This is a genomic window from Cellulomonas sp. PS-H5 (assembly GCF_019265565.1).
Classification (GTDB): domain Bacteria; phylum Actinomycetota; class Actinomycetes; order Actinomycetales; family Cellulomonadaceae; genus Cellulomonas.
In genome coordinates this window covers 1-10,171 of record NZ_JAHVCI010000092.1, presented here as the reverse complement: position 1 = coordinate 10,171, position 10,171 = coordinate 1, and the positions used below count along the sequence as shown (strand labels likewise).

General features: G+C 76.4%; 12 protein-coding genes. 8 read left to right on the top strand and 4 right to left on the bottom strand.

Going from position 1 to position 10,171, the window contains the following annotated elements:
* Nucleotides 1–40 precede the first annotated feature (40 nt).
* The 5 genes from J5O08_RS19770 (at nt 41) to rimI (ending at nt 3,921) form a co-directional block, all read left to right on the top strand.
* The gene (locus tag J5O08_RS19770; protein WP_218708622.1) at nt 41–661 is read left to right on the top strand and encodes a nucleoside/nucleotide kinase family protein; all 621 of its coding nucleotides are present in this window, start codon (nt 41–43) and stop codon (nt 659–661) included.
* A gap of 60 nt (nt 662–721) precedes the next feature.
* Nucleotides 722–1,921 carry an alanine racemase gene (gene alr / locus J5O08_RS19765; protein WP_218708620.1) on the top strand — a complete coding sequence of 400 codons (1,200 nt, stop codon included), beginning with the start codon at nt 722–724 and terminating at the stop codon, nt 1,919–1,921.
* Complete coding sequence (gene tsaE / locus J5O08_RS19760) at nt 1,918–2,490, top strand: tRNA (adenosine(37)-N6)-threonylcarbamoyltransferase complex ATPase subunit type 1 TsaE (RefSeq protein ID WP_218708619.1); 573 nt, start codon at nt 1,918–1,920, stop codon at nt 2,488–2,490. Before alr ends, tsaE begins: the two co-directional genes overlap by 4 nt.
* A 124-nt stretch (nt 2,491–2,614) precedes the next feature.
* A complete protein-coding gene (tsaB, locus tag J5O08_RS19755) occupies nt 2,615–3,334 on the top strand; it encodes a tRNA (adenosine(37)-N6)-threonylcarbamoyltransferase complex dimerization subunit type 1 TsaB (RefSeq protein WP_218708618.1) in 720 nt (239 codons plus the stop codon).
* Entirely contained in the window at nt 3,331–3,921 is a 591-nt protein-coding gene (gene rimI, locus J5O08_RS19750) for a ribosomal protein S18-alanine N-acetyltransferase (protein ID WP_308281743.1), read from the top strand. Before tsaB ends, rimI begins: the two co-directional genes overlap by 4 nt.
* Nucleotides 3,922–4,005: 84 nt before the next feature.
* Here the strand turns inward: rimI and J5O08_RS19745 are convergent, their stop codons facing one another.
* Nucleotides 4,006–4,653: a malonic semialdehyde reductase gene (locus J5O08_RS19745; RefSeq protein ID WP_218708617.1), complete on the bottom strand. Its 648-nt coding sequence runs from the start codon at nt 4,651–4,653 to the stop codon at nt 4,006–4,008.
* 128 nt (nt 4,654–4,781) lie between these two features.
* Here J5O08_RS19745 and tsaD point away from each other — a divergent pair, with 128 nt between their 5' ends.
* Nucleotides 4,782–5,840, top strand: a complete 1,059-nt coding sequence (tsaD, locus tag J5O08_RS19740; RefSeq protein ID WP_218708616.1) for a tRNA (adenosine(37)-N6)-threonylcarbamoyltransferase complex transferase subunit TsaD — start codon at nt 4,782–4,784, stop codon at nt 5,838–5,840.
* 27 nt (nt 5,841–5,867) lie between these two features.
* Here the strand turns inward: tsaD and J5O08_RS19735 are convergent, their stop codons facing one another.
* Nucleotides 5,868–7,016: a glutamate--cysteine ligase gene (locus J5O08_RS19735; RefSeq protein WP_217614920.1), complete on the bottom strand. Its 1,149-nt coding sequence runs from the start codon at nt 7,014–7,016 to the stop codon at nt 5,868–5,870.
* Nucleotides 7,013–8,212, bottom strand: a complete 1,200-nt coding sequence (locus J5O08_RS19730) for a class I SAM-dependent methyltransferase (protein WP_218708615.1) — start codon at nt 8,210–8,212, stop codon at nt 7,013–7,015. The genes J5O08_RS19735 and J5O08_RS19730 overlap by 4 nt, the downstream gene beginning before the upstream one ends.
* Before the next feature lie 250 nt (nt 8,213–8,462).
* Here J5O08_RS19730 and groES point away from each other — a divergent pair, with 250 nt between their 5' ends.
* Complete coding sequence (gene groES, locus J5O08_RS19725; protein WP_122149810.1) at nt 8,463–8,759, top strand: co-chaperone GroES; 297 nt, start codon at nt 8,463–8,465, stop codon at nt 8,757–8,759.
* 383 nt (nt 8,760–9,142) lie between these two features.
* On the opposite strand, the gene J5O08_RS19720 is transcribed toward groES, so the two are convergent.
* A complete protein-coding gene (locus tag J5O08_RS19720; RefSeq protein WP_218708614.1) occupies nt 9,143–9,445 on the bottom strand; it encodes a WhiB family transcriptional regulator in 303 nt (100 codons plus the stop codon).
* Between the two features lie 345 nt (nt 9,446–9,790).
* On the opposite strand from J5O08_RS19720, the gene J5O08_RS19715 reads away from it, so the two are divergent.
* A partial coding sequence (locus tag J5O08_RS19715) for a MerR family transcriptional regulator (RefSeq protein WP_218708612.1) occupies nt 9,791–10,171 on the top strand: 381 nt, incomplete at its 3' end.

Genomic DNA, 10,171 nt, shown 5'->3' with positions numbered 1-10,171 from the left:
CCCGCCGACCCCGGCCGCCGACGCCCCGCTCCGGGACGACCTGCGGCGCCGGGTCGCGGCGCTGCTCGACGCGCCGGGCACGACGACCGCCCCGCCGCGCCGGCTGCTCGGCATCGCGGGCGCGCCCGGCGCCGGCAAGTCGACGCTGAGCTCGCAGATCCTCGCGGCGTTCCCCGGCCGGTGCGTCGTGGTGCCGATGGACGGGTTCCACCTCGCGCAGACCGAGCTCGAGCGCCTCGGGCGCGCCGACCGCAAGGGCGCACCGGACACGTTCGACGCGGCGGGGTACGTCGCGCTGCTGCGCCGGCTGCGCGCGCCGGTGCCGGGGGAGACGGTGTACGCGCCGGAGTACCGCCGGGACCTGCGCAACGGCGTGGCCGGGGCGATCGGCGTGCCGGCGGACGTGCCGCTCGTCATCACGGAGGGCAACTACCTGCTGCTCGACCGGCACGGGTTCGCGCCGGTCCGCGAGCTGCTCGACGCCTGCTGGTTCGTCGACCTGCCCGAGGAGGTGCGGGCCGAGCGGCTGGTCGCCCGGCACGAGCTGTTCGGCAAGCCGCCGGCCGCCGCGTACGCGTGGACGCACGGGCCCGACCAGCGGAACGCGGACCTGGTCGCGGCGACGCGGGTCCGGGCGGACGCGGTCGTCACGGTCGACTGACCCGGCCGCGCCGCGCGTCCGGCGCGCGAGGCACCCGCGCGCCGGTGCGACACTGGGGGCGTGAGCAGGTTTCCCGCGCGGGCGGTCGTGGACGTCGGGGCCGTGCGTGCCAACGCGCGGACCCTGGGCGACCTCGCCCCGACGGCGCAGCTCATGGCGGTCGTGAAGGCGGACGCCTACGGGCACGGGCTGCTGGCCGTCGCGCGCGCGGCGGTCGAGGGCGGCGCGAGCTGGCTGGGCGTGGCGCAGGTGGCCGAGGCGCTGGCCCTGCGCGCCGGCGGCGTCACCGCCCGCGTGCTGACCTGGCTGTACGCCCCGGGGGCGCCGCTGGCCGAGGCCGTGGCCGCGGACGTCGACCTGTCCGTCGCCGCCCCGTGGGCGCTGCGCGAGGTCGCCGACGCCGCCCGCGCCACGGGCCGCACGGCCCGCATCCACGTGAAGGTCGACACGGGCCTCGGCCGCAACGGGCTGACCCCGGCCGACCTGCCCGCCGTGGTCGACGAGGCGCTGCGGCTCGAGGCCGAGGGCGTCGTCCGCCTGGTCGGCATCTGGTCGCACCTGGCCTTCGCCGACGAGCCCGGCCACCCGAGCCTGCACGCCCAGGGCGACGTCCTGCGCGCCGCGGCGGCGGACGCCGAGGCCCGCGGCGCCCGGTTCGAGGTGCGGCACATCGCGGCCTCCGCCTCGACGCTGACGGACCCGGAGCTGCACCTCGACCTCGTGCGCCCGGGCATCGCGCTGTACGGCCTGACCCCGGTGCCGCAGCTCGGCGGGCCGGAGCGGTTCGGGCTGGTGCCCGCGATGACGGTCGAGGCCGAGCTCGCGAACGTCAAGCGCCTGCCGGCGGGGCACGGCATGTCCTACGGCCACCACTACGTGACGCCGCACGACACCGTGGTCGGCGTCGTGCCGCTGGGGTACGCGGACGGCGTCCCGCGGCACGCCTCGGGCCAGGACGGCGCCCCGGGTGCCCCGCTGGGCGTCGGCGGCCGGCGCCTGGCGATCGCCGGGCGGGTCTGCATGGACCAGGTGATGGTGGACCTCGGCCCGGGCGCGACGGAGCAGGCGGGTGACCGCGTGGTGCTGTTCGGCACCGGAGCGGACGGCGGGCCGACGGCGCAGGACTGGGCGGACTCGGCGGGCACCATCAGCTACGAGATCGTGACCCGGCTCGGTGCCCGGGTGCCGCGGGTCTACGTGGACGGCGGCCGGGAGGTCCCGGCGAGCGGCGCGGAGCGCGTCGCGGAGGGAGTGGCGTGAGCGAGCAGGACGGGGCGACCGCGACGGTCGCCGAGGTGACGGTGGACCTGGCGGACGCGGACGCGACCCGCGCGTACGGCGAGGCCCTCGCGGGGCTGCTGCGGGCGGGCGACCTCGTCGTGCTGACCGGCGACCTCGGCGCGGGCAAGACCACCCTGACCCAGGGCATCGGCACCGGGCTCGGCGTGCGCGGGGCGGTGGCCTCGCCGACGTTCGTGATCGCGCGGGTGCACCCGCCCCTCCCGGGGCCCGACGGCGCGACCGGCCCGGCCCTGGTGCACGTCGACGCGTACCGGCTCGGCTCGCTCGACGAGGTCGACGCGCTCGACCTGGACACCTCGCTCGACGAGTCGGTGACGGTCGTCGAGTGGGGCGAGGGCCTCGTCGAGTCGCTCGCCGACGACCGCCTGGAGGTGGCCCTGCGCCGTCCCCGCGGCGCCGACGCCGCCGGTGGCGCCCCGCACGCCGAGCACGCGGAGGACGCCGCCGCGGGCGTCCGCGCCGTGACCGTCCGGGCGCGCGGCGACCGCTGGCGCGGCGTCGCGCTGCCGGGCGCGCCCTCCGCCTGACGCACCGGCGCCGCCGCGCGCCGACCCGGGTCGACCACCCGCGGCGAACGGCGGACCGCCGACCCGCAGACCTCGACCCTCGTCCCACCCCGATCCCGACCCCGACCCCGAAGGAAGCCCACCGGTGCCCGTCCTCGCGCTCGACACCTCCGCCGCCGCGTCCGCCGCCGTCGTCGACGACGCCGGCCGCACCCTGGCCACCCGGTCGACCGGCGAGGCCCGCCGGCACGCGGAGACGCTGACCCCGCTGCTCGACGAGGTCCTCGCCGAGGCGGGCGCCGCCCGCACCGACCTGACCGCGGTGGTGGCGGGCACGGGCCCGGCGCCGTTCACCGGCCTGCGCGTCGGCCTGGTCACGGCCCGCACGCTCGGCCTGGCGCTCGGCGTTCCGGTGCACGGGGTGTCCTCGCTCGACGCACTGGCGCTGGCCGCGGTCGCCGCGGCGGCGTCCGGCGCCGGCCCGGCCCTCGACGACCGCGAGGTGCTGGTCCTGACGGACGCGCGCCGCAAGGAGGTCTACTGGGCCCGGTACCGCGCGGTGGTCGGCGCGGGCGCCGCCCCGACCGTCGAGGCGGTCGAGGGCCCGGGCGTCGCGACGCCGGCCGCGGTCGCGGAGCAGGGGCTCGAGGGGCTGCTGCTCGTCGGCCCGGGCACCGCGCTGTACCCGGAGCTGCTGCCCCCGGTGCCCGGCACGCCGGACGCCGTCGACGCCGCGGACCTCGCCCGCGTCGCGCTCGCCCGGCTCGCGGTGGCGGACGCGGGCGTGGTGCTGCCGACGGAGCCGCTGTACCTGCGCCGCCCGGACGCCGTGCCGCCGGCCGCCGCGAAGCGGGCGCGCGCGTGACCTCGTCCGAGGACGGTACGCGGGACGGGTCCGGGGCCGCGGACGGTGCGGCGCCGGAGGACGCGACCGTGCGGGCGGACGCCTCGTCGCCGGACGGCACCGCCGACGGAGGCCGCACCGCCGACGCAGGCCGCACCGCCGACGTGCTGCTCCGGCCGCTCGTCCCCGACGACCTCGACGCGCTGGAGGACATGGAGGAGGCGCTGTTCGGCGCCGGTGCCTGGTCCCGGGCGTCGCTGGCGGAGGAGATCGCCGGCCCGGGCCGGTGGTACGTCGGCGCGCAGGACCGGGCGTCGGGCGAGCTGGTCGGGTACGCGGGACTGTGGTTCGACGGCTACGACGGCCAGGTGATGACCGTCGGCACCCGCCCGGACGCGCAGGGCCGCGGGGTCGGCCGGATGCTGCTGGACGCGCTGCTCGACCACGCGCGCGAGCTCGGCGCGGGCGACGTGCTCCTGGAGGTGCGGGTCGACAACGAGCCGGCGCTGCGGCTGTACGAGCGCGCGGGGTTCGAGCGGTTCGGCCGGCGCAAGGGCTACTACCAGCCCGAGAACGTCGACGCCTGGACGATGCGCCGCAAGGCCTGAGCGGGCGCGCCGGACGCGACGAGGGCCCCGCCCGGGCGTGCCGGTGCGGGGCCCTCGCGCGTCGCCGGCGCGGCGCGCGCGGTGTCAGATCGAGCGCGCGACGTCCTCGAAGTCGAGGCGGCCCTGGCGCGGGTGCGAGGCCGGCATGCCGAAGCCCTCGACGTCCTGGGGCGTGCTGCCCACGTTGAGGACCATGATCGAGCGCCAGCCCGACCCGGCGAGCAGGTCGGCGTCCAGCCCGGGGGCGTCGTAGCCGGTCATCGGCCCGACGTGCAGGCCCGCGGCGCGCAGGCCGACGATCAGGTAGCCCGCCTGCAGGAACGCGTTGTCGCGGGACATCCGGGCGCGGACGTCCTCGATGCCGGCGAAGTTGTCCCGGGCGCCGGCCATGTGCGGGGCCAGGCGGGGGAGCTGCTCGTGGAAGTCGACGTCGGCGGCCACGACGATGCTGAGCGGCGCACGCCGGGTCTTGGCCTTGTTGCCCTCGTTCATGTGGTCGACGAGACGCTCGCGGCCCTCGCCCGTGCGGACGAGCAGCAGGCGCAGCGGCAGCGAGTTCATCGCGGTCGGGCCCCAGCGGACGACGTCCCAGACGGCGCGGACCTGCTCGTCGGTGACCTCGCCGTCGGTGAACGTGTTGACGGTGCGGGCGTCCCGGAACACCAGGTCCACGATCTCCTGCGGGACGCGGAGGTCGGCGGCGGCGGACGACGGTGCGGTGTCGATGCTCATGATCGGTTGAATGCGCAACATCTACGAGGTCATCCCTGTTGCCTGCGTGAACCGTGTCACACCGCCCGCGCGCGCGACGAGGGCCGCCCGCGCGAGGGGACCGCGGCGCGCGGCCTAGACTCGGGGACATGCCTGAAGCGCCCCTCGTCCTGGGGATCGAGACGTCCTGCGACGAGACCGGGGTCGCCCTGGTCCGCGCCCACGCCGACCGCAGCGAGCTCCTGGTCGACGCCGTCGCGTCCTCCATGGACGAGCACGCGCGGTTCGGCGGGATCATCCCGGAGATCGCCTCCCGCGCCCACCTCGAGGCGATGATCCCGACGATCGAGCGCGCGCTCGGCACCGCCGGGGTCACGCTCGCGGACGTCGACGCGGTCGCCGTCACCGCCGGGCCCGGCCTCGTCGGGTCGCTCACCGTCGGCACCGCCGCGGCCAAGGCGCTCGCGTACGGCCTGGGCAAGCCGCTCTACGGCGTCAACCACGTCATCGGCCACGCGGCCGTGGACGAGCTGGTGCACGGCCTGTTCCCCGACCGGGTCATGGCGCTCGTCGTGTCCGGCGGGCACTCCAGCCTCCTGCTGATCGACGACGTCGTCACCGGCGTGCACGAGCTCGGCTCGACGCTCGACGACGCGGCGGGGGAGGCGTTCGACAAGGTCGGCCGCCTGCTCGGCCTGCCCTATCCCGGCGGACCGCACATCGACCGGCTGGCGCGCGAGGGCGACCCGACCGCGATCCGGTTCCCGCGCGGCCTCACCGCGGCGAAGGACCAGGCGAAGCACGCGGACGACTTCTCGTTCTCCGGCCTGAAGACCGCCGTGGCCCGCTGGGTCGAGGCGCGCGAGGACGCCGGCGAGGAGATCCCGCTCGAGGACGTGTCGGCGTCGTTCGCCGCGTCCGTGGCCGACGTGCTCACCGCCAAGACCATCGCGGCCTGCCGGAAGCACGGCGTGGACACGCTGGTGGTCGGCGGCGGGTTCTCCGCGAACTCGCAGCTGCGGGACATGGCCGCCGAGCGGTGCGCCGCGGCCGGGATCGACCTGCGCATCCCGCCGATCAAGTACTGCACGGACAACGGCGCGATGATCGCCGCGCTGGGCGCCGCGGTCGTGCGCCGCGGGCTGCCGGCGTCGGACTTCGCGATCGGCGTCGACTCGACGATGCCGCTGGAGACCGTCACGGTCTGACCCCGCGCGGCCCGCGCGCGGCGCCCGTCAGAGCGGCCGGCCCGCCCGCATCTCCGCGACGAGCGACGCCACCACCGCGTCGAGCTCGCCCGCGTTCCGCCGGGCCACCGCCCGCTGCCGCTGGTAGGACGCGCCCTTGCGCAGGACGACCCGCACGGCGTCGAGCTCGGCCGCGCAGCCCAGCCGCTCGGCGACCGGCTCCAGGTCGACCAGCAGCCGCGCGACCGCGTCGGTCACGAGCTCCTCGTCGCCCGCCGCGTTCGTGATGATGATCGCGTCCATGCCGTAGCGCGCGGAGCGCCACTTGTTCTCCTGCGCGAACCACGGCGGGATCGTGGGCAGCTCCTCGCCGCGGTCGAGCAGGGTGGAGAAGTGCTCGACGAGGCAGTGCGTGAGCGCGGCGAGGGCGGTGACCTCCAGCAGGCTGGGGGAGCCGTCGCAGATCCGGGCCTCGATCGTGCCGAACCGCGGCGACGGCCGGACGTCCCAGCGCACCTCGTCGAACGCGTCGATCACGCCGGTGTGCAGCATGTCCCCGACGTAGGCCTCGAGCTGGTCCCAGCGCTCGAACTGGAAGGGCAGCCCGGCGGTCGGCAGCTGCTGGAACATGAGCGCGCGGTTCGACGCGTACCCGGTGTCCTTGCCGCCCCAGAACGGGCTGGACGCGGACAGCGACTGCAGGTGCGCGAACGTGGTCAGCAGGGCGCGGGAGATCGGAAGCACCTTGTCCCGGTCCTCGATGCCGACGTGCACGTGCACGCCGTAGATCAGCATCTGCCGGCCCCACCACTGCGTCCGGTCGATCAGGGTGGCGTACCGCTGCTTGTCGGTGACCTTCTGCTGGGCCCAGCGCGCGAACGGGTGGGTGCCGGCGCTCATCAGCTCGACGCGCAGCGGGTCGGTGACCGTGCGGACCTCGTCGACCGCGCGCTGCAGGTCCGCGCCCGCCTCGCCGACGGTGCGGCAGACGCCGGACACGACCTCGACGGTGTTGAGCAGCAACTCCTGCTTGATCGCGGGGTGCTCGGCGGCGCCGGCGGGGCGGACCGCGTCGAGGACGGTGCTCGCGACCTGGCGCAGGTCGCCCGAGTCGGCGTCGACGAGCGCGAGCTCCCACTCGATGCCGACGGTCGACCGCTCGGACCGCGCGAACGGCAGCCGGGCCGGGGTGGTCACGCGGCGGCGCCGACGGGCTCGACGAGCAGCACCTGCTGCTGGCCGGCGACGCGGGTGAGCACGATCGTCGCGGCGGCGGTCCCGCGGAGGTCGAGCTGGCGGCGCAGCTGCTCCGGGACGACGGCCGTCCCGCGCTTCTTGATCGTCAGGGACCCGACGCCCCGCTCGCGCAGGTAGGCCCGCAGCCGCTTGAGGCCGAACGGCAGGCTGTCGAGCACGCGGTAGGCCGTGGCGAACGGGGTCGCGTGCAGCGCGTCGGAGGTCACGTAGGCGATCGTGCTGTCCACGAGCCGTCCCTGCACCTCGGCGGCGACCTCGGCGACCAGCCCGGCGCGGATCACGGCTCCGTCGGGCTCGTAGAGGTAGGCGCCGACGGGCCCGACCTCGGCGCGGGAGCGCTCGCCGGCGGCGCGCAGCACGGCGGACCCGCCGCCGGCCCCGAGCAGCAGCGCCGACCGGCCGGGGCCCTCGGGGGCGAGCGGGCCGAACCACAGGCCGAGCTCGACGACGTCGCCGTCGACCGACACCCACTGCGCCTCGGCGTCGTCCGGCAGGGCGCTGTGCGGCACGCCCGGGCCGAGCTTGAGGCCCAGGGCGGGCACGCGCTCGCGGAGGGCGAGGACGTCGTCCAGCGGCGGGGCGTACGCCGCGGGGTCGAACACCCGGCTCCCGCCGGACGTCCGGCGCGCGGGGTCGGCGTACACGCCGTCCACGCCCTCGGCGGCGAGGTCGACCGCCAGGCCGTCGCCGTGCCGGACTTCGGCCTCGGGGAACGCGCGCAGGTTGATCGTCGCCAGGGCGGCGGTGGTCTCGTCGGCGTCGACCGCGAGCACCCGCAGCCCGACCCCCGCGAACGCCATCGCGTCGGCACCCAGGCCGGAGGTCAGGTCGGCGACGCGGGTGACGCCCGCGGCCGCGTACCGGCGGGCGTGCCGGGCGGCGACCACCAGCCGGGTCGCCTGCTCGAGGCCCGCGGGGGTGAAGAGCATGCCGTCCGCGAACTCGCCGAGCTTGTCGTGCGCCTTCGCGCGCAGCCGCGACTGGGTCAGGGCGGCGGCGACCAGGTCGGCGTCGAAGCCGTCCTTGCGCAGCCGCTCGGACAGGGCCATCGCGTGCCGCTCGTCGTACGGGGGGAGGGCGGACAGCAGGGCCCAGCCCTCGGGGCTGAGCAGCTTGGCGAGGCCGGACGCGTCCATCCCGCGATCCTCGCACGGCGGCGCGGGCCGACGACGGGCGCCGCGGCCGGAGCGGACGGATGTGACGCGCGACCCCCGGACGTTGGCACTCGCCTTGACCGAGTGCTAACGGGTTCCTAGAGTGCTGATCGGCACTCTCCTCGTGGGAGTGCCAACGCACCGCAGTTCGGCCGGCACCCGCGACGACGGCAGGACCGACGGGGCGACAACGGACATCAGGCAGCACTCACACGCGAAGGGGAGGTCCGCTGTGTCGGTCTCCATCAAGCCGCTCGAGGACCGGATCGTCGTCAAGACGCTCGAGGCGGAGCAGACGACCGCCTCCGGTCTCGTCATCCCGGACAGCGCCAAGGAGAAGCCCCAGGAGGGCGAGGTCCTGGCCGTGGGTCCGGGTCGCATCGACGACAACGGCAACCGCGTCCCGCTCGACGTGGCGGTCGGTGACAAGGTCATCTACAGCAAGTACGGCGGCACCGAGGTCAAGTACGACGGCGAGGAGTACCTCATCCTCTCCGCGCGCGACATCCTGGCGGTCGTCACCAAGTGACGTCCCCCCGCTAGCCCGTGCGGCCGGCGGACGCCTGACGAGGGCCCTCTCCGTGGACGGAGGGGGCCCTCGTCGCGTCCGGGGCCCGTGCGTTCGCGGTGCGTCCCGCCGTCGAGAGCGCAACCGACACGTCGAGTGCGTAGTCGCCGGCTGCTCGCTCGACGTGTCGAGTACTCGCTCAACGTGCGCAGGCGGGCGTGGCACCGGTCGGCGGGGTCGGCGGCGCGCCTGCCACGGCTGGGGCCGGACAGCACGACGGGGCCCCTCCGCATGCGGAGGGGCCCCGTCGCTCGTGGACGGCGACCGCGCGGTGTCGCACCGCGCTCGGTCGCCACGTTCAGGTGGCGGCGCCCAGGCCGTCGGCGGCCCGGACGCCGAGCGGCTCAGATCGCCTGGTGGCTCGTCCGGCCGGCGCGCTCGGCGAGGACGGCGGTGCGCTCGTCCTCGGACAGGCCGCCCCAGACGCCGTACGGCTCGCGGACCGCGAGCGACTGCTCGCGGCACTCGTTGATGACCGGGCAGGTCGCGCAGATCGCCTTGGCCGCCTCGGCGCGGCGGCGGCGCGCGGCGCCCCGCTCGCCCTCGGGGTGGAAGAACAGGTCCTGGTCGGCGTCGCGGCAGGCACCCTCGTACTGCCACTCCCAGAGCTCCATCACGGGTCCCGGGAGGCGGGAGATCTCGGCCATGGGGGTCCTCCATCCACTCGGCGCGGTGGCGCCGTTCTGATGACGTGCGGGGGGCGGTCCGACCGACGACCGTTCCCTGGGACCGAGGTCCCTGGTGCGTCGGCTGAACTGCACTGATGAGGACAGTACAACCGCGCCAGCAGTTGTTCAAGACCGTGTCGCGAATCGGTTCGCCGCGAATCGCTTCAGCGCGCCGACCAGCGCTGGCGCGATTCGTGGCGCGGTTCCGTCCGGCGCGGTCCACGTGCTGGCGCGGTCCGGCCCGCTGCCGCTGGAAACCGCGCCAGATCCCCGGCACAATCGAGGACGGGCCGCGGGACCGGCGGCGGGGACGAGACGGACGAGATGCAGCACAGCGAGGACGAGGAGCCGGCCGGCGACCCCGGGCGGGGCCCCGACGACGGCGCGATCGAGGCGGCCGACCTCGACGGGCCGATCCTCACCGTCGCCGCCGTCGCCTCGCGCCTCGGGGTCGCCCCCGCCACGCTGCGCACCTGGGACCGCCGCTACGGGCTCGGCCCGTCCGAGCACACGGCCGGCGCGCACCGGCGGTACAGCACGGCCGACCTGGCGCGCCTCATGTCCATGCGGTCGCTCACGCTGGACGGCGTGCCCCCGGCCGACGCCGCCCGGCTGGCGCGCGAGGGCGCGCCCGGGGTCCTGCCCGAGCCGGTGGCGCCGCCCGAGCGCGACGGCGCCCGCGCGGGCCGCGGCGTCGGCGGTGCC

Coding starts and splice junctions, on each gene's coding strand:
- tsaD (WP_218708616.1), top strand. CDS start 4,782: ATGCCTGAAGCGCCCCTCGTCCTGGGGATCGAGACGTCCTGCGACGAG.
- J5O08_RS19745 (WP_218708617.1), bottom strand. CDS start 4,653: ATGAGCATCGACACCGCACCGTCGTCCGCCGCCGCCGACCTCCGCGTC.
- J5O08_RS19720 (WP_218708614.1), bottom strand. CDS start 9,445: ATGGCCGAGATCTCCCGCCTCCCGGGACCCGTGATGGAGCTCTGGGAG.
- J5O08_RS19730 (WP_218708615.1), bottom strand. CDS start 8,212: ATGGACGCGTCCGGCCTCGCCAAGCTGCTCAGCCCCGAGGGCTGGGCC.